Source organism: Lyngbya sp. CCY1209 (assembly GCF_035615495.1).
GTDB lineage: Bacteria > Cyanobacteriota > Cyanobacteriia > Cyanobacteriales > Microcoleaceae > Limnospira.
On the sequence record NZ_JAJENU010000525.1, the window covers coordinates 1 to 17,287 of the forward strand.

The 17,287-nt window shown below is 53.1% G+C and carries 15 protein-coding genes, 1 tRNA gene and 1 pseudogene; 10 read left to right on the top strand and 7 right to left on the bottom strand.

Annotation, left to right across the window (positions count from 1 at the left end; genetic code table 11):
- A pseudogene (locus LKE08_RS17285) lies at positions 1–188 on the bottom strand (Uma2 family endonuclease); the annotation flags it as partial.
- Between the two features lie 76 nt (positions 189–264).
- On the opposite strand from LKE08_RS17285, the gene LKE08_RS17290 reads away from it, so the two are divergent.
- The 3 genes from LKE08_RS17290 to LKE08_RS17300 all read left to right on the top strand — a co-directional run bounded on the left by LKE08_RS17290 (position 265) and on the right by LKE08_RS17300 (position 3,861).
- Positions 265–1,266, top strand: a complete 1,002-nt coding sequence (locus LKE08_RS17290; protein WP_324705496.1) for a DMT family transporter — start codon at positions 265–267, stop codon at positions 1,264–1,266.
- Between the two features lie 88 nt (positions 1,267–1,354).
- Positions 1,355–1,981, top strand: coding sequence for a nucleotidyl transferase AbiEii/AbiGii toxin family protein (locus LKE08_RS17295; protein ID WP_324705497.1), 627 nt, complete (start codon positions 1,355–1,357; stop codon positions 1,979–1,981).
- A gap of 527 nt (positions 1,982–2,508) precedes the next feature.
- A complete protein-coding gene (locus tag LKE08_RS17300) occupies positions 2,509–3,861 on the top strand; it encodes a 1-acyl-sn-glycerol-3-phosphate acyltransferase (RefSeq protein WP_324705498.1) in 1,353 nt (450 codons plus the stop codon).
- On the opposite strand, the gene LKE08_RS17305 is transcribed toward LKE08_RS17300, so the two are convergent.
- Entirely contained in the window at positions 3,858–4,700 is an 843-nt protein-coding gene (locus LKE08_RS17305; RefSeq protein WP_324705499.1) for a hypothetical protein, read from the bottom strand. The genes LKE08_RS17300 and LKE08_RS17305 overlap by 4 nt on opposite strands.
- A gap of 599 nt (positions 4,701–5,299) precedes the next feature.
- On the opposite strand from LKE08_RS17305, the gene LKE08_RS17310 reads away from it, so the two are divergent.
- A complete protein-coding gene (locus tag LKE08_RS17310; RefSeq protein WP_324705500.1) occupies positions 5,300–5,560 on the top strand; it encodes a Mo-dependent nitrogenase C-terminal domain-containing protein in 261 nt (86 codons plus the stop codon).
- Between the two features lie 620 nt (positions 5,561–6,180).
- On the opposite strand, the gene LKE08_RS17315 is transcribed toward LKE08_RS17310, so the two are convergent.
- Positions 6,181–7,629 carry a DUF697 domain-containing protein gene (locus LKE08_RS17315; RefSeq protein ID WP_375341439.1) on the bottom strand — a complete coding sequence of 483 codons (1,449 nt, stop codon included), beginning with the start codon at positions 7,627–7,629 and terminating at the stop codon, positions 6,181–6,183.
- Between the two features lie 169 nt (positions 7,630–7,798).
- Between LKE08_RS17315 and LKE08_RS17320 the strand changes: the two genes are divergently transcribed.
- Together LKE08_RS17320 and LKE08_RS17325 are read left to right on the top strand one after the other, a co-directional pair.
- Positions 7,799–8,887: a metallophosphoesterase gene (locus LKE08_RS17320; protein WP_324705502.1), complete on the top strand. Its 1,089-nt coding sequence runs from the start codon at positions 7,799–7,801 to the stop codon at positions 8,885–8,887.
- Positions 8,888–9,335: 448 nt separating this feature from the next.
- Complete coding sequence (locus LKE08_RS17325; RefSeq protein WP_324705503.1) at positions 9,336–9,563, top strand: hypothetical protein; 228 nt, start codon at positions 9,336–9,338, stop codon at positions 9,561–9,563.
- Positions 9,564–10,151: 588 nt separating this feature from the next.
- Here the strand turns inward: LKE08_RS17325 and LKE08_RS17330 are convergent.
- Together LKE08_RS17330 and LKE08_RS17335 are read right to left on the bottom strand one after the other, a co-directional pair.
- A complete protein-coding gene (locus LKE08_RS17330) occupies positions 10,152–10,376 on the bottom strand; it encodes a hypothetical protein (RefSeq protein ID WP_324705504.1) in 225 nt (74 codons plus the stop codon).
- Between the two features lie 110 nt (positions 10,377–10,486).
- Complete coding sequence (locus LKE08_RS17335; protein ID WP_324705505.1) at positions 10,487–11,260, bottom strand: TrkA C-terminal domain-containing protein; 774 nt, start codon at positions 11,258–11,260, stop codon at positions 10,487–10,489.
- Between the two features lie 84 nt (positions 11,261–11,344).
- On the opposite strand from LKE08_RS17335, the gene LKE08_RS17340 reads away from it, so the two are divergent.
- Positions 11,345–12,058, top strand: coding sequence for a lysophospholipid acyltransferase family protein (locus tag LKE08_RS17340; protein ID WP_324705506.1), 714 nt, complete (start codon positions 11,345–11,347; stop codon positions 12,056–12,058).
- Positions 12,059–12,483: 425 nt separating this feature from the next.
- Positions 12,484–13,149, top strand: coding sequence for a deoxyribonuclease V (nfi, locus tag LKE08_RS17345; protein ID WP_324705507.1), 666 nt, complete (start codon positions 12,484–12,486; stop codon positions 13,147–13,149).
- 12 nt (positions 13,150–13,161) lie between these two features.
- On the opposite strand, the gene LKE08_RS17350 is transcribed toward nfi, so the two are convergent.
- Entirely contained in the window at positions 13,162–13,680 is a 519-nt protein-coding gene (locus LKE08_RS17350; protein ID WP_324705508.1) for a YetF domain-containing protein, read from the bottom strand.
- Positions 13,681–13,796: 116 nt separating this feature from the next.
- On the opposite strand from LKE08_RS17350, the gene LKE08_RS17355 reads away from it, so the two are divergent.
- Together LKE08_RS17355 and LKE08_RS17360 are read left to right on the top strand one after the other, a co-directional pair.
- On the top strand, positions 13,797–14,420 hold the full coding sequence (locus LKE08_RS17355; RefSeq protein WP_324705509.1) for an NUDIX hydrolase: 624 nt from the start codon (positions 13,797–13,799) through the stop codon (positions 14,418–14,420).
- Positions 14,421–14,648: 228 nt separating this feature from the next.
- Positions 14,649–16,928 carry a transglycosylase domain-containing protein gene (locus LKE08_RS17360; RefSeq protein WP_324705510.1) on the top strand — a complete coding sequence of 760 codons (2,280 nt, stop codon included), beginning with the start codon at positions 14,649–14,651 and terminating at the stop codon, positions 16,926–16,928.
- Positions 16,929–17,138: 210 nt separating this feature from the next.
- Here the strand turns inward: LKE08_RS17360 and LKE08_RS17365 are convergent.
- Positions 17,139–17,211: transfer RNA gene (locus LKE08_RS17365), tRNA-Glu, on the bottom strand.
- Positions 17,212–17,287: the final 76 nt, after the last annotated feature.

Genomic DNA, 17,287 nt, shown 5'->3' on the forward strand with positions numbered 1-17,287 from the left:
CGGCTAAAATAGATCGTCAGGTTGGCACCGATAAAGAAATCTTCGCGATCGCGCCACAGCCACTCCAAACAGGTGACGAGCAGCAGCAATTGCATATAGTGCAGGGAACTTTCCATTTCGGGTTCGTCGCTGTCGAGTTGGGTGGCATCGGGCATCAATGCCTCGAATTGTTGGCTGGTTAGCACCATAGCGCCTCACCTCTGTTGAGCGGAGTATGGGAAATAATTGTATTATATTCCCAAATGAAGACGGCTGGGCCTCGGGATGCGAAATCAGACGCGATCGGGACACGACCGCGCTTCTGTACGGACAAGGAACGGCGATCGCATGGCAGGATTTTTCATCGTTTTACTCGCGGCTTTTTTCTTTTGTTTCCAAAATGTGATCGTGAGAATTTTATTCAACGAATACACCATTTTGGGACTGTTCCAAGCGGGGGGCTACGTCCCCCCAACCCTATACAATTCATTTTTGCTCATGTTCATGCGGATGGTGTTAGTCGTGCCCTTGATGGCATCGCTGGCGGTCCAACTCTATCCAAAAACTTGGCAAGATATCCGGCAATTTGGCGAGTCCAAAAATCGTCCGTTGTTGGTGCGATCGCTCGTTGGCGGCGCGTTGATGTTTCTTTACCTCGCCCTCCTCTATCTCTCCATCGGTCTGATCGCAACGGGAATTGCCATGACCTTATTTTTCACCTATCCCGTTTTCACAGCTTTATTTTCTTGGCAACTGTTCGGCACTCCCCCCAGCCGATTTCGCTGGGCGATCATGGCGTTAATTTTATTCGGCAGTTTTCTCACCATTCCCTACACTCAAAACGCCTCGGAAAGTTACAGTTTGGCGGGGGTATTTTTGGGGCTCGGATCGGGAATCGCCTACGCGCTGTATACCGTCAACGCCCAAAAAACCTTTGAAAATAACCTGCATCCGGTTCCGTTCACCTGGATCAGTTTTGCCACGACTTTGGTATTATGTGTGGTCAGTTTATTATTGTTAAATAATCCCAATTCCGATCTGAATTGGCAGCCGCTGTGGGTGGGCGGTTTTTTGTCCGCGATCGTCACGTTTGCCGGACACCTGATGAATAATTATGGCATTCGACTAATCGGCGCCACCTCTGCGGCGATGATCGGCGCCAGCAATCCCGCCCTGACCGTTATTTTGGCTTGGGTGACGATTCAAGAAACGTTGAATGTGGTACAATTGATGGGCGTGGCGATCGTCACATTGAGCGTGATTTTACTCGGCCGGGAACATCGATAAAAAAGTTTTAGTTGTTGGGCTTCAGCCCTCCCGTGCGATCGAGCGCAACAACAAATCACCCAAAGTTAACCCTCAACTCTTTCAAATCATGTTAAGTGCAGATACATTAAGCTTTCAGGAATTTATGAATCGCGAATCCCTACCCCTCGCCACCCTTCATGGTGCAATTTTTGAGTTTCTGCGCGATCGCCAAGATGTCGTCATCTTTGGCGCACACGCTGTCAATGCCTATACGGTCGAGCCACGCATGACCCAGGATATCGACCTGATGGCTTTACGGGGTTCAGAATTGGCAGAGGAATTGCGAACTTATTTGAGCGATCGCTTTTACATTGCCATGCGCGTCAGACAAGTGAAAGCGGGCTTGGGTTATCGTCTATATCAAGTCCAAAAAACAGGCAATCGTCATTTGGTTGATATTCGACAAGTTGAAGCCTTGCCCGAACACCGTTCATTCGAGGGCGTGTTGGTGATGGAGCCAGAGGCATTAATTGCTAGTAAGGTTATTGCTTACTATCAACGAAAAGGAAAGCCAAAAGCCGGTACTGACTGGCGCGACCTCGCTCTTTTGTTACTGACATTTCCCGACTTAAAAGTAGAATCTGGCAGTGTTTTAGAACGATTGCGAGCCGATGGGGTTGGCGAGGCGATCATTTCTCTCTGGCAAGAAATTGTGGAAATGCCCATCGCAACAGAGGATGAAGACGACATATAGCAGTGTGAAATCATTTGTAAAATTGTCTGGCCCCCAAACCCCCAATACTGGGGGCTTCAAGCGGATCGATTTTTCACGAATCATGTCACACTGCTATATAATAGCTATATGGAATGAAACAATTTAGAAATCTCATCAACCGATAATTTTTTTTTGTTTGTTCCATAATCAAGAAAATGCAAGCGAAAAAGATTGCCTGTTGGCTATTGTCGATTTACAGTATCGTCCTGACAATTATCATTCTCGCCGACGGACAAGCGAACCCGTCAGCTTGTCTTTTTACCGGCATCATGTTTTTGGTCGCATTTCCTCGTTTTGATTTCGAGAGAAAATTAAATATCCCTCAAGTTTTGGCCTCTTTATTGTGCTTGCTAAGGTTTTTTATTTTGACGATCGCTTATTTTTTCGTCCTCGCCTCGGTCGGCGGAGTTTGAAGCCTCGAAGCGATCGCACATCAAAAATAGTTCTGGCGAATTGGCGACAAACCGGGCATAATAAGGTTAGCATCACCCCAATCGTGCAATCTCATGCCAGAATTGACAACCCGTGCCCAACCCGCCTTAGAATTTCTGCCCCCCAATTTTAATCCCCTCGTCCTGCGTCTGTGTCGGACATTCATGCCGCTGTGGATGCGTTGGAAAACGCCGATCGCGGATATTGAAGTCGAGGGGGGCGATCGCTTGATCGAGTTATTTCAACAATTCCACCAGCAAAAGGTTCGCTTTCTCGTCGCCTTCCGACACCCCAACCCCGACGATCCCATCGCCCTTTCCCAAGTATTTTGGCGGCGAATTCCAGATCTCGCCAAATCCCAAAATATCTCCCTTCCCGACTTCTTCCACCTGCATTTTATCTACGATCGCGGCATCCCTTTGTGGGCCGGAAATTCCGTCACCTGGCTATTTCCAAAACTGGGGGGATCGTCCATTTTGCGGGGGACGATGGACCGCCCCGGTTTGAAGTCCGCCCGCCATTTATTCGTCAACGGTCGCTTTCCGATAGCCGCCGCACCTGAAGGGGCGACAAACGGCCACAATCAGCGGGTCAGCCCCCTCGAACCGGGCATCGCCCAGATGGGGTTTTGGTGTGTCGAAGACCTGCGAAAACTGAACCGAAATGAAACCGTTGCGATCGTCCCCCTCAACGTACAGTATCACTACCTCAACGACAACTGGCCCGCCCTCGAAGCCCTGTTGTCGGGGATGGAAAAAGACTGCGGTTTGTCGAGTCAGAACCGGAGTCCCAATTTTGATAAATTATATCGCCGACTGATCCGCCTGGGAAATCATCTCCTAAATGTGATGGAGAACTTCTATCGACAATTCTACCATCAAGATATTCCCAAGTCAAGCGAAACGGATACTTTGAAAACCCGACTCGATCGCCTCCTCGACATCGCCCTCGGCGTCGCGGAAGCCTATTTTGCAGTCAAAGCCACCGGCGACCTGACGAGTCGCTGCCGTCGCCTCGAACAGGCGGGTTGGGAGTACATTTATCGGGACGATCTCAAGTCTCGGGAGGAATTGTCGCCCGTCGATCGCGGTCTGGCCGATCGCGTCGCGGAGGAGGCAAGTTTGCGGATGTGGCACATGAGGCTGGTGGAAAGTTTCGTCGCCGTCACAGGGGAATATATCCGAGAAAATCCCAGCTTCGATCGCTTTGCCGACACGACAATTATCATCTGGACGGTGGTGGCGCGGCTGAAGGGAACCGATCCCGGAAAAACCCCAAATTTGGGCAAACAGTTGGTCAAAACGAAAGTCTGCGATCCCATTTCCGTCTCCGATCGCTGTGACGATTACAAGGCGAGTCGTCGCAAAGCCATCGCCGATCTGACGCGGGATTTACAACTCGCCTTAGAAGGTGCGATCGAACATTAGCTGCCCAACTTATATTCCCGGAAATTCTCGCTAGAATTGCCGTCAATCCGCAAAACAGCGATGGGTTGATTCTGAGCATTTCGGATCAGGTAATACCATTGAAAACCCGTCTTCCCATTCAGGGCTTGAAGCAGTTCCGGTTTTCCCTGAAATGCGCTCTGAATCGCCTGTTCATACTCCTTGGCGACGAGGTAGCGATCGAATCCGTTTTCGTCTTTATTGTCAATCTCCCAAGAGTCGTAACTCCAAATAATCACTTCGTCTTCTGTATCCGGAAGGTAGAGAGTCAAGCTGTTAACAAAAGACAGCTTTTCAACACTTTTAATTAAATCATTCAACGTTTGCGGAACATTTTTTTCCGGCGGTTCCTCCAACCGGGAAATTTCCTGCACAAATTGAGATTTTAGTCCTTGCATCTGTTCCGTGGCGATGCGTTTAAAAACTTTGGTTCGGTGGGCCGTAATTCGATAATTGGTGAAGGAGAGAAAGCCGATCAAAGCGGAAAAAACGGCCACCAATCCCGCCATATACAACAAATAAGTAGTCTTCGGTGCCTCTGGTACGGCATCGAACTCGTCCAACCCCCGACTTTTTTGGAGTAAATCAATCGATCGCACGATTTCTTGAATCCCCAAAACAAAGACGATCGCCACGCCAAAAATACTCAGGGCCACACTCGCAAAAAAGATCCCGGTCAAAACCTGTTCGACCTGATAGCTGAAAAGGTCCCAATTCAAAATTTCGTCAAAAATCCCCAGCACCACCAACGTCGCCCCCATCGCCAGCAGGGAAACCGTCATCGCTACAGCCAGGGACAGCAGTTTAACTCGTTTTCGCATGGTTGAATTGTTCCTCAAAAGTGAGTGTGAAATAATTGTTAAGATCGGGTAATTTTCTCGCCCAGAAATGCTATGCTATTTCCTGGCGTTAAGAGATGAGAAACTGTAGATGACCGGACACGAAATGTTGATGCTGGGAATCCTCCTGTTACCCGGTTTGGCACTGTCAATTATTATTTTGGGTACTTTTGCCGCCGGAGGTTAAGCCCGAACAGACCGGGTAGCACAGGCATCCTGCCTGTGTTGAGACCGGGTAGCACAGGCATCCTGCCTGTGTTCTCCACAGAGTTGTCAAAGTTGGGCTGAGATCATTATATCCGGCGCGATCGCCCCAATCTTTAAGATTTTTTTGAATTCGGATGGAATTTTTGTATCTGACGATACTGTTTTTTGAGGTTAATTGTTGACTGTTTGGTGTCCAAATTGACTCGGGTGCGGAGTTGAAGTTTCGAGAACAAAGTCCCCCATAACTTTACAGAAAGTTTACCAAACTTTGTCCAATCTTTGCCATTGCTTTACCCATGGGGCGATCGCGATTGGTTATGGTGGCAAATATACCCAATCGCAATTCAATTCCCACCAATTGGACTTTGTGTGTCATGGATTATCTTCTATCTTCACTTCTTAAACCCCTGCGTCAGTGGCTCGATAGTATCGAGATTCACAATCCAGAATTAGCCCTATTTCTATATCGAATCATACCCGCCCAATGTCCCTTTGAACGGGAAGTCAAACTCTTCGGACGCACCCTGTTGAGAATTCCGCCCCTTTGTAAGTTGAACCCTTTCTACGAGCAGGTCGTGGGCCTGCGGTTCCGGGCCCTGTGCTATCTCGTCGATGAGTGCGGTAGAGTCCTCTGACTCTCGGGATGGACTCCGGGACTCGGAGAAAGGAGGCGATCGCCCGAATTGTGAAGTTTTGTTACTTCAACTCCGGGAAAGCGATCGCCCATTTTTTTGTAAAGAATCGAACAAATTTTCCGGATTCAAGTTAAGGATATTTTAATTGTTGACGTTTGGGGGTATATTGAAGTTAGAGAATTATTGAAACGATTTGAGTGGGTTTGAGGAGGAAAAATTCTCGGTAAAATTACTGAATGAAGGTAGACCCGTCTATCAAATGATTCAGTAATTTTACGGATGACGATACGAGCAACTTTCCCCGGAGGTCTGTGATGACAGGTCTTGAACTCATTATTTTTATTTGTGGTCCGTTTATTTCGTTCGGTTTGGCTTGCCTGCTGGCATCGAACGATCGCGAATTTATCGCAGAACAAGAATCACCCAAACTCTAGTCTATACTTCGACGGATGTTAGAACCTCAAGGGGCGCTCATGCGCCCCTATTTTGGGTCGAATCATATCAAGTCCATTTAAATACTTACACAATCCCCGTTTCCCCCTCCCCAGACCTGTTGCCTATTGCCTGTTGCCTATTGCCTCTCTCAAGGGAGTCTGTCCGGTCAATAACCAGATCTGATATTACTTGGCTTCCTGTAGGGAGGGCTTCTGTTCAACTTTTACATGGTTCATCGCCTGTCCGACGAAGGCTTTCAAGGTTCCCAATTGTTGATTATTTTGGAAGACCCCCTGGATGATATTTTTCAGGGAATCGACATTCAAAGAAACCCCCTCTTTTTCACTCTCTTCATTTTCCCGAGTTTGGAAATACTCGATCAGACTCAACCCGGCAATTCGGGTCAGGTATGCGGCACTAACTCCCTGAATCGCACCTCCTGCGACGTAGGTGACGGAATTGCTTTTCAAAATCGTGCTCAACGTCTTCGTAGACAGTTCCACCAGGCCCAATTTCACCATCTGGGCACCGAGGGTTTTGGCGACTTCCCCGGCCTGTTCGAGGGAGAATTGCCGCCGATAAATTTTGCCCAAATCCACCACCAACTGAGTTCCGATCGCGGCCGTAGCGAGGATATCGAGGGCGGGCACCGGGTTCGCGAAGGCACTGGCGGCGGCAATCCACTGATATTGTTCCACAATCGGAAGTGCCCGATCGCGGCGGATTTGATTCAGGTGGTTTTTCACCTCTCCCCGCAATGCGATCGCCTCCCGTTCCGTGGTCGCCCAAACCAGCATTTCCGCCTCTTTTTGCAATAGCCCATCCAGGCGTTCTGTGAGCATTTCCAATTCCGGGGACTGTTCCTCCATCCACTCGCGGACGGACCCTTCGTCCTCGTATTTGCGGACTTTGATCGGACTCGGAGAAGCCGCCACCCCCACCACGTCTTCCGGCGTCAATTGTTCGGCGACGGTATCGCGGAGTTGCTGCAAAACCACCACTTGATTAGCGAGGGGACACTGATCCTGTTTGTTCCATACCAATAGAACCCGCTGCCGATCGCACAGAGAACGCAGGGTTTTATATTCGGGGTCGGTGATATCTCCGGCTACCAAAAATAAGACCAAATCGGCCGTTTCCAATTCCGGCAAGTGATCGTCAGCCACCTCCGCCAGGGTGAAGGGTTTTTCCGTTTTTATCGCCGTTTCCAATACCGTTTTTAACGCCGTTTTTCCCACTTTCGGGGCACCGGTAATCACCCAACGCAATTCTTGGCGATCCAAGTGCGATCGCAGCGCCGCCGCCCGACTTCGCAGGGAAGCGATCGCTTCCGCGAGGTTATGTTCAGAACCGGCAGTTTCCGCCTCCGCCGCCAACTGGTCGATGGCCGTTTCCGTGCGGGTGATCGCGGCTTCTACCGTTTCGCGATCGACGGGTTGGGAACGGGTGGGGACCGCCTCCGGTTTAGGGACCTGCCGCTGCAGCCACCACAGACCGCCGCCGAGGGCGATCGCACCGAAGAGGGCCGTTTCTCCCAATTCTACCGCCGACTCTCCGACGCTATCCCACAGCCACAGGGTTAAAGAAAGTCCGATTCCGCCCACCAAGATCGGGCGACGCAAGTTTGCTACCATATCAGTTCGTGCCATAAGCCTCTTCCTCCAGCTTATCTCAATTTGAGGGGAGTCGGCATCCGAATCAATCGGGTTGTCGGGGGGGGTTTCAACACCTGATGTTGAGGCTATCCATCGAAATCGATCGCCCGAGAATTTTTTGCAGAATCGACATGATAGAGTTTAGTGTATGGCTCTAAACTTTCGATTTGCGATCGCCAGCGATTTACACGTCGCCCTTCCCCACACCATCTGGGATCACCCCAACCGCTTTCACCTGGTGGAGGTCGGCATTCCGGCGTTGGAACAGGTTCTCGAACACCTGGCAACCCTGGATCTCGACTTCCTCCTGTTGCCCGGAGATCTCACCCAGCACGGGGAACGGGACAATCACGCTTGGTTAAGCGATCGCCTCGCCCAACTCCCCTATCCGGTTTACGTCATCCCCGGCAATCACGACGTCCCTCTGGCTCAAACTGACGGACACCTGATCGGCTTGTCGGATTTTCCAGCATATTACCCCCACTGCGGCTACACCGATCGCGATCGCCTCTACTACACCCGCGAACTCCTCCCCGGCCTGCGACTAATCGGTTTGAACTCCAATTGGTTCGACGAAACACGGACCCAGATCGGATATCTGGACGAAAAACAATTGCACTGGCTGCGGGAAGTTTTGGCGGCGTCCCGCGGCGAACTGGTGTTGGTGACAATCCACCACAACGTCATCGAGCACCTGCCGGGACAGTCCACCAACGCCCTGGGGCGCCGTTATATGCTCGGAAATGCCCCGGAACTGTTGGCACTCCTCCACGCGGCGGGGGTGAAATTGATTTTTACCGGCCACCTCCACGTTCAGGATATCGCCGAATGGCGGGGGATGTACGACATCACCACGGGCTCTCTGGTCAGCTATCCCCACCCCTACCGCACCCTTAATTTTCGCACGGACGATCGCGGCAGGCAGTGGTTGGAAATCGAATCCCACCGCATCACATCGGTTCCCGACTTTCCAGAATTGGCGACGACTTCCAAGGAATGGATGGGCGATCGCTCGTTTCCGTTCATGATGCGGTTGCTCACCGGACCGCCGCTGTGCCTCCTCGAAGCAGAGGCAAAACGGTGGGCGCCGAGTCTGCGTTACTTCTGGGCAGATATCGCCGACGGCGACCCGAAATTCGACTTCCCCGAGTTCCCCCCCGCCGTGCGCCGCTATTTCCGGGGGTTCAGCGCATCGAAAGCGATCGACAATCGAGCTATCCTACCCCTGTCCAATTAACATTGTCGGGGCGAAAGGCTTTCGCCCCCCCCCGCAACAGTCGGGAGTCAGAAAATTAATTGTCAATTGTCAATTGTCAATCCCCCCCACACCCCACACCCTTATTAAGTTCAGGAGTTGGGAAAATCAGTTGCTCTCCGCTGGGGGGAGTTAGCCCCCCCAAGGGTGAAAAAAGGTACGGAAAAGTTCAGGTTTTTTCCTCAACCCCCTTTACGGCAAGGGATGCGGAAGTTTACAATTGCTGGTATCTTAATCAATTAAGAGCAAACATTAAACCCTCGGTTAGGCTGCCAATGTGTGAGGACGTCTCCCGACTCACCCGAACGGGTGAACGATCTGTTGGATGTACTCACTTTCTGCGATCGCGTAATATTTGATAGCAGACGTGAGGACAAGCCGGAAAACCAGTTGCTCTGAAACAGATTTTGAAACAGGAGCATCCACAGCCATGACGAACCCAATCCCTATCAACGATATGGACATCACTTGTTTGTGTGTCACCGGCCACCCGGCGGAGTCGAACTCCCAAACCCGCCGGAGAGAAAACCAACTGCGACGGTTGCACCAAAAAGGAATTGCCATTACCCCGTCTGACCTGGATGCCCTGCAAGCGTACTCTCAGAGAATCCAACATCACTTGCGGGTGCTGCGGGCTACGGCTCAGATTGCCGAATAGAGACGAAAAAGAAACGAAGAAACCCGCGATCGCTCCCGGGTTGCACTGGAGGCTTGGCAACCCGATCGCCCGATCTCAAAAAAGCTGGCCCTTTCGGCGAGCTCGTGGGTGATTTAGCCGATCTTGTCGGGTTGCGGCGATCGTAGCAGGAAGTGGCGGAAAATTTTGGTATACCGACTGACGACAACCGGGCGATCGCGATCGGCAAAACTTATGATTGACGGCACATCCGATACAAATTATCAATCATCTCCCCCAATTTGGGCGTGAAAATGATTCTCATTCTCGGACGAAGTTCCGTCACTTGACAGGGATTTTGGGTAATGATAGACTGTAGTCTATATGTTAGTTTACCCTTCGTGTGGGTAGCAGCAGTATTGATGCCCCGATCGCCCCGTCCCAATCGCCTCAACGTCCGATCTCACCGTTTCCCATTTCCTCGGGGGAGGTGCGATCGCCGATTTAAAATCTTCCGCCAACGCACGAATATTTTTTTCCTCAAATTCGCGGGGGTTGACAAAAAACAAAAAGTGTGGTAATTAACCGGTTCAACTCCCCGCCACCCCGACTTGAGCCCGATAATTCCGATCAGCGATCGTTGAGTCGCAAGTGATTGCAGCGGGCCTTGAAACGGACGGACCAGGCACCGGTTAGGGGAACCTTTTCTTCTTGCAAAATCCGACGTTGGAGGGGAGTGAAATAGATTTCGACCACCTCGACGGGAGAGGAATTGGCGCGATCGCGGGAGATGCGGTTCCAACTGCGGCGGTGGAGGGAGTGGGAGTTGGAGGTGGAGTAGATGCCCGAGTTCATAACTAAAATAGTCCGTGGTTATTTGCGTTCCAAATAACTATAGGATAGCCGTTGGCGAATTATGCAGTCTTCAAGGACGTGTAAAAAATTGCATTCGCTAGGTAAAGTTTTTATTGGGGTTTGAGATCCTGTTTCTGCTGTTCTTCCTGGATGCGGCGGTTGATGGCGATCGCCTCTTGGTGCGCCTTTTCTCCCCGATAGTCAGCGCGGCGGGAATCCAACTCAGCCAAGGCGGGTTGGCGCCCGTACAAGATCAGCAGGTCATCAGGGTAAATGCAGGTCGTTCCGTTGGGAGCCCCCACATAGGTCTTGTCCGCCCGAATGATCCCCAACACCATCACCCCCTCCGCCCGCAAATTCAATTCCTGTAAATTTCGGTTCGCCAGCCAATCCTCCGGACGGACCTGCAATTCCAAAACGCGATAAGACCCCTGCAACCGCAGCAAACTGGCGTAGTCCCGCACGTCCAGGCGGGTCCAGCGGCGCAGGGTCCAGCGCACTAGGCGATTGAGATGGCGGTTGAAGATGCGGTTGTTTGTAATTCCCCACAACAGCACCATTCCGCCAGCGAGGGCTAGTATCCGCACCAGCCACCCGTCGGTATCTCCGCTGCTGGAAAGAAACGTCAGCACCACCGAAGACACCATCGTGACAAGTCCCACATTTCCGAGGAACATTAGCCACAGGACGATGCGGCGGCGCACCGGGTGGTTGACCACCTTTTCCGATTCGTCGGTGGTGAACCCGGCGCCGGTAAATGCCGATCGCGCCTGAAATGTGGCGGACTGGCGGGATAAACCCGTCATCACCAGGGCTTCCGTGGCCAGACGGGTGATGAACAACGACAGCGAAACGGCGACAAACAGGGAAATGAGCGCGGCCAAAGGTGTCTCCTCCGATTCAAAATTGGCGATCGTTTACCGTTTACTTTAAAATGATTGAAGGTAAAATTTAGAGTTGGGGTGGCAATGTCAGAATCCGAATCTCGGCATCCGGAGGATTCGCACTCCATCGATTCCCAAATCTCACCTTGGCTCACTCCCCTGACGTATTTTTTGGTCGGTAGAATTGCGATCCCGCTCTATTTTAAAAGTATCGAAGTCGAAGGTCACGAACGCCTCCCCCGGGACGGGGCGGTGATTTTCGCCCCCACGCACCGATCGCGGTGGGATCCGATTTTGTTGGGATACCTGGCAGGACGGCGGGTGACGGGCCGGGATCTGCGATTTATGACACTCCTCGAACAAACTCGGGGGATACAGGGGTGGTTTGTCCGCCACCTGGGGGGATTTCCGCTCGATCGCGATCGTCCCGGGACGGCGAGTATCCGCTACAGTGTGGAACTCCTGGAAAATGAGGAGATGCTGGTGCTGTTTCCGGAGGGGCATATTTTTCAGGATAATGAAATTCACCCGATTCAACCGGGGGTGGCGAGGATCGCACTGCAGGCGATCGCGAAAAAGCCCGAGTTAAAATTATCGATCGTCCCCGTCGCCCTCCGCTACAATCGCCAACCGCCGATTTCTTGGGGGTCGCGAGTTCGGATCAAAGTTGGCGATCCGATTTCGGTGGATTCGGAGGATTTGTCAGCCAAAAAAGAGGCGACCCGGAGGATTACATCGGATTTGGAAGAAGCGTTGAAAATATTGTACCACGGGGCGAGTTATTCTGGGTCAGAATAGACCGTGGACGCGCGATCGGCTTTTTGGGAAACAGAGATATCACCCGCCTTGAAATGAATTTCAAGGCGAATCGCAAAAGTCCACGCAAGCGTGGACTCGGTTGAACATAGACTGTCCCAACCACCTTGTCGGTTGCTATATCAGATCCAGTTTTCCCCTCCTTCAACCTCCCCAATCATCGACCGATGATTTGAGCTATAAGAAAAGGGAATTGATTCCCAAGCGGTGCTTTTTGACGATTGAAATGGATCGAGGTTATCATATCAATGATATAGCAACGAGCGATCGCGGCGTTTACAGTTTAGGATCGGGGGGAAAATATCGAAACCCTGATCCCAAGGGAATTTTCCTTCCCTACACCCTACACCCTACACCCTACACCCCAGCGCACAGCGCTATATCACGCAAGAGCTGGCAATTCGGTCATGAAGATTCGACACCCGGAAACCTGGCCGGAAACGGCGGCAGATGCGATCGCCATCCAAGAGCAGTTAAAATCCCTCGTCGTCACGGGCGATCGCCTGGAAGCGGTTCGATATGTGGCGGGAGTCGATGTCGGATTTTTGGATAATTATACCATATCCCAGGCGGGGGTGGCGGTGTTAAGTTTTCCGGATTTGCAACTGCAAGAAACGGCGATCGCCCGCCGCCCGACCACGTTTCCTTACCTCCCCGGTTTCCTATCCTTCCGGGAAGTTCCGGTGATTTTGGATGCGTTGGAAAAATTGACGATGATTCCCAATTTAATGATCTGTGACGGACAGGGAATCGCCCACCCCAAACGGTTCGGTCTGGCCTGTCATCTGGGCATCGCGATCGACGTTCCCACCATCGGGGCGGCGAAATCCAGACTGATCGGAACCCATCAAGAATTGCCGCCAGAAAAGGGGAGTTGGCGGCCGTTGAAGGATCGGGGAGAAACCATCGGGGCGGTGGTGCGATCGCGGACAAATGTCAGGCCGTTATATGTCTCTCCCGGACACCGCATCAGCTTGGAAAGTGCGATCGATTACACCTTACAATGTACGCCAAAATATCGCCTGCCGGAAACGACCCGCTGGGCGGATCGTCTGGCTTCTAATCGAGTTTGAGCGGAGGGAAATTCAAACTTTCGCCGCATTCCCCACGTCCGCAGTGACGGCGGTCGGCGTTCCTTTAGAATTGGATAAAACGCTCAACGTCCCGTCCGTTTCCAGGATGACGGCCCCCACATTTTCGACCTGGGCGATACCGGCATCGCGAATGGCGGCCCGAACTTCCTCGCCGGTGACTCGCTCTTTTCTCAAAGCGTTGGAGAGCAAATTTCCGTCGCGGAGGAGGAGGGTCGGTTCATTTTTCACCAGGCCGCGGAAAGACTGCGATCGCACCGACAGCCAAGCCACCAGATATTGCATGGCGACGAGAATCGCCAAAGCCGTCCCGCCCTCCGCCAAAGCGACATTTTCGGAGAGGATGGTACTCGCGGCGGTGCTTCCCAGGGACACCGTGACGATCAGATCGAAGGCGTTCATTTTGGAAAGGGTGCGCTTTCCCGAAATCCGCAGTAGGAGCACCAGAAAGGCATAAATTACAATTCCCCCGACGATGACTCGGAAGATATCAGCGAAGCTATTAAATACCATAAAAATTGACGTCCATTATCGGTTTTGACCGAGTGTAGCGAAAATCGACCTTCCCCGAAATCTATCCCGGGCATGGTGTAGCCTATAGAGAAATTGACGGGAGGAACAGAATTGCGATGGAACCGGACTGGCTGACCTGGGGCAAAACATTGCAGGCGATCGCGCAAACGGGCCTGCATTTCACCGAAAACGAATTCGACGCCCAACGCTACCGACAAATCCGGGATGTCGCCGCCGAGATTTTGTCCCGCCACAGCGATACGCCGAAAGATCGGATTCTCGACCTGTTTTCCCAACAGTCCGGCTACGCCACCCCCAAAGTCGATACCCGGGGGGTGGTGTTTCGGGACTCCCGGATTTTGATGGTTCAGGAGATGTTGGACAACAACCGCTGGACCCTGCCGGGGGGTTGGGTGGACGTGAACGAAACCCCCTCCCAGGCGGTGACGCGGGAGATTTTTGAAGAGTCCGGCTTTGAAGTCAAAGTGGTCAAACTCCTGGCCGTCTACGATCGCACTCACCAGGGCCACCGTCCCCCCCTCCCCTTCCACGTCTACAAGCTATTTTTCCGATGCGAAATCGTCGGCGGGGAAGCCACACCCAGCTACGAAACCCCGGCGGTGGACTTTTTCGCCGAAGACCAAATCCCGGAAGTCTCTCACTCCCGGGTACTCCCCCACCAGATCCGCCGCTTCTTCGAGCACTACCGCAACCCCGATTGGCCCACGGACTTCGATTGAGAAGGCAGGGGGACGGAGGAAGCGGAGGAAGCGGAAGGGAAACCATCCCCCCATTACCCATTACCCATTGCCCATTGCCCATTGCCCATTACCCATTGCCCATTGCCTATTGCCTATTGCCTATTGCCTATTGCCTACTCCCCCCTCCCCACACCCCAATTCAAGATGTTCCCGCCCACAGAAACGTTAAAATAGCCAGTAGGGCTATATGCGAAATACTCGCCAAATATGTCATCTAGCAAGCCTCCCCAGAAGTCAAATACTGTTCTTGGTGCCATTACCCAGGTCGTTCAGACCCTTCAAGCTAAGGTCAACTTCTCCCGGCTTGCCCTTGAGCCCAACAGCAGGGTTCCGGAACTTTGGGTGCAAAATGCCGACGCCGATCGCGCGGACGTCTATCCTTTGTTGGGCGATCGCTACGTCGTGGGACGGTCTTCGCGATCGAGCGATATCGTCATCCGTAACCCCGTCGTCAGCCAAGTTCACCTGTGCCTGCTGCGACAGGCACCCCAAAAAACGCCGTTCGGAGAGCGTCCGTCCCGGCAGTTTTTTATCAAAGATGAAAATTCCACCAATGGAATTTATAAGGGTTCTCGCCGCATCGAAACCTTTCCGCTGCGTCACGGCGACGTGATCACCTTGGGTCCCCCCGAACTGGCGAATGGCGTCCGGGTTCAGTTTGTCGATCCGCCGCCCTGGTACGTCCGGGCGTTGCGATACGGATTTTATGGCATCTGCGGGGTGACGGCGTTGGCCGCGGCGGTGGTGCTGGTGGAGTGGCAAAAGTTCGCGGTGCGGCCTTTGCCCCGGACGATCGCCGGCCCGGTGGTGATTTACTCCCAAGATAATATTCCCCTGCGGAGTCCGACCAACAACACTGCCCACCTGGAGTTGGAGGCCCTCGCCGATTTTTCCGAATATTTGCCCAAAGCGGTGATCGCCTCGGAGGACAGCCGCTTTTACTGGCATCTGGGCATCGACCCGATCGGGATCGCCCGGGCCCTGGTGACGAACTGGGAGGGGGGAGAAATTCGCGAGGGGGGGAGCACGCTTTCCCAGCAGTTGGCCCGCAACCTGTTTCGGGATTATGTGGGGACGGAGGATTCGGCGGGGCGGAAGCTGCGGGAGGCGATCGTCGCCCTGAAGTTGGAGACGGTTTACGGGAAAAATACCCTGCTGCTGACCTATTTGAACCGGGTTTATTTGGGGTTGGATTTATACGGGTTTGAGGATGCGGCGCAGTTTTATTTTGGCAAGTCGGCGGCGGATTTGACGCTGTCGGAGGCGGCGACCCTGGCGGGGATTTTGCCGGCGCCGAATACGTTCAACCCGATCCAAAATTACGAGTTGGCGGTGCAGTACCGCGATCGCGTCCTGAATCGGATGGTGGTCTTGGGGATGGTCGGCGAGGAAGAGGCTAACCGAGCCCGGCGATCGCGGATCGAAATCAATCCCGAAGCCCGGGAACTTTTGGAAAATACCGCCGCTCCCTATTTTTACGATTTTGTCTTTGCCGAAATCGAGCGGTTGTTGGGGACTCAACTGGCCCGGGAGGGGAATTTTATCGTCGAGACGGCTTTGGATCTCGACATCCAAAATTCGGCGGAGGCGTCCCTGCGGCAAACCATCAACACCACGGGCCGATCGGAAGAGTTTTCCCAGGGGGCGATCGTGACCCTGGACTCCACCAGCGGAGAGATATTGGCGATGGTGGGGGGCTTGGACTACGGGGAAAGTCAATTCAACCGGGCTTCCCAAGCCCTGCGACAGCCCGGATCGACGTTCAAACTCTTTCCCTACGCGGCGGCTTTGGATCAAGGGATTCCCCCCGGGGCGACTTATTCCTGCGAACCGCTGACCTGGCAGGGACAAAGCTTTCGGGGGTGCGATCGCAGTAGTGGGGCGATCGATATGTACCGGGGGATGGCATTATCGGAAAATGTCACGGCCCTGCGGATCGCCCGGGAGGTGGGGTTGGATTCCGTCGTGCAGATGGCCCGGCGTCTGGGCATCCGTTCGGAGTTGAAGCCAGTTCCGGGTCTGATTCTCGGACAGAGTGAGGTGACGCTGCTGGAAATGACGGGGGCCTTCAACGCGATCGCTAACCGGGGTCTGGCCCACCGCCCCCACGCGATCCGGCGCATTTTGGACAGCAGCGACTGTATCGATCCGATGGATATCAACAGTTGTCGGGTGATCTACGCCTACGATCGCGAAAATCCCACCGTCCCCCAGGTGATTTCCCCGGTGGTGACGGAAACCCTGACGTCCCTGCTGCAGGGTGTGGTCCGCTGGGGAACGGGCCAAAATGCCAGTTTGGGGTTGGGCGAAGCGGGAAAGACGGGCACCACCAACTCGAGTGTTGACCTGTGGTTTATCGGCTATATCCCCGCCGACAACCTCACCACCGGCGTTTGGCTGGGCAACGACGACAATTCCCCCACCCGCGGCAGCAGTGCCGACGCCGCGCGACTCTGGGGGAATTATATGGGCAAGATCGTACCCTAAGTTTTAGGGAGTCGGGAGTCGGGTGTCGGGAGTCGGGAGTCGGGAGTCGGGAGTCGGGAGTCGGGAGTCGGGTGTAGGGTGTAGGGAGCAACGGTCAAGAAAACCTATTGCCTATTGCCTTTTCCCCATTCCCCATTCCCCATTCCCTATTCCCAAAAGACGAAGGCAGAGACTCTTTGGAAATCTCTGCCTTAGCCTTTGGTTTTGGAGTACCCCCAAGGGAATTCGAATCCCTGTCGCCTCCGTGAAAGGGAGGTGTCCTAGGCCTCTAGACGATGGGGGCTTGTTGGTGTGTCCGGTGCTGACCGCGCCTTTCACCTTTAATAACTTAGCGAATCTTTTCGGGCGTGTCAACCCTT

Coding starts and splice junctions, on each gene's coding strand:
- LKE08_RS17290 (WP_324705496.1), top strand. CDS start 265: ATGCGAAATCAGACGCGATCGGGACACGACCGCGCTTCTGTACGGACA.
- LKE08_RS17295 (WP_324705497.1), top strand. CDS start 1,355: ATGTTAAGTGCAGATACATTAAGCTTTCAGGAATTTATGAATCGCGAA.
- LKE08_RS17300 (WP_324705498.1), top strand. CDS start 2,509: ATGCCAGAATTGACAACCCGTGCCCAACCCGCCTTAGAATTTCTGCCC.
- LKE08_RS17305 (WP_324705499.1), bottom strand. CDS start 4,700: ATGCGAAAACGAGTTAAACTGCTGTCCCTGGCTGTAGCGATGACGGTT.
- LKE08_RS17310 (WP_324705500.1), top strand. CDS start 5,300: ATGGATTATCTTCTATCTTCACTTCTTAAACCCCTGCGTCAGTGGCTC.
- LKE08_RS17315 (WP_375341439.1), bottom strand. CDS start 7,629: ATGGTAGCAAACTTGCGTCGCCCGATCTTGGTGGGCGGAATCGGACTT.
- LKE08_RS17320 (WP_324705502.1), top strand. CDS start 7,799: ATGGCTCTAAACTTTCGATTTGCGATCGCCAGCGATTTACACGTCGCC.
- LKE08_RS17325 (WP_324705503.1), top strand. CDS start 9,336: ATGACGAACCCAATCCCTATCAACGATATGGACATCACTTGTTTGTGT.
- LKE08_RS17330 (WP_324705504.1), bottom strand. CDS start 10,376: ATGAACTCGGGCATCTACTCCACCTCCAACTCCCACTCCCTCCACCGC.
- LKE08_RS17340 (WP_324705506.1), top strand. CDS start 11,345: ATGTCAGAATCCGAATCTCGGCATCCGGAGGATTCGCACTCCATCGAT.
- nfi (WP_324705507.1), top strand. CDS start 12,484: ATGAAGATTCGACACCCGGAAACCTGGCCGGAAACGGCGGCAGATGCG.
- LKE08_RS17350 (WP_324705508.1), bottom strand. CDS start 13,680: ATGGTATTTAATAGCTTCGCTGATATCTTCCGAGTCATCGTCGGGGGA.
- LKE08_RS17355 (WP_324705509.1), top strand. CDS start 13,797: ATGGAACCGGACTGGCTGACCTGGGGCAAAACATTGCAGGCGATCGCG.
- LKE08_RS17360 (WP_324705510.1), top strand. CDS start 14,649: ATGTCATCTAGCAAGCCTCCCCAGAAGTCAAATACTGTTCTTGGTGCC.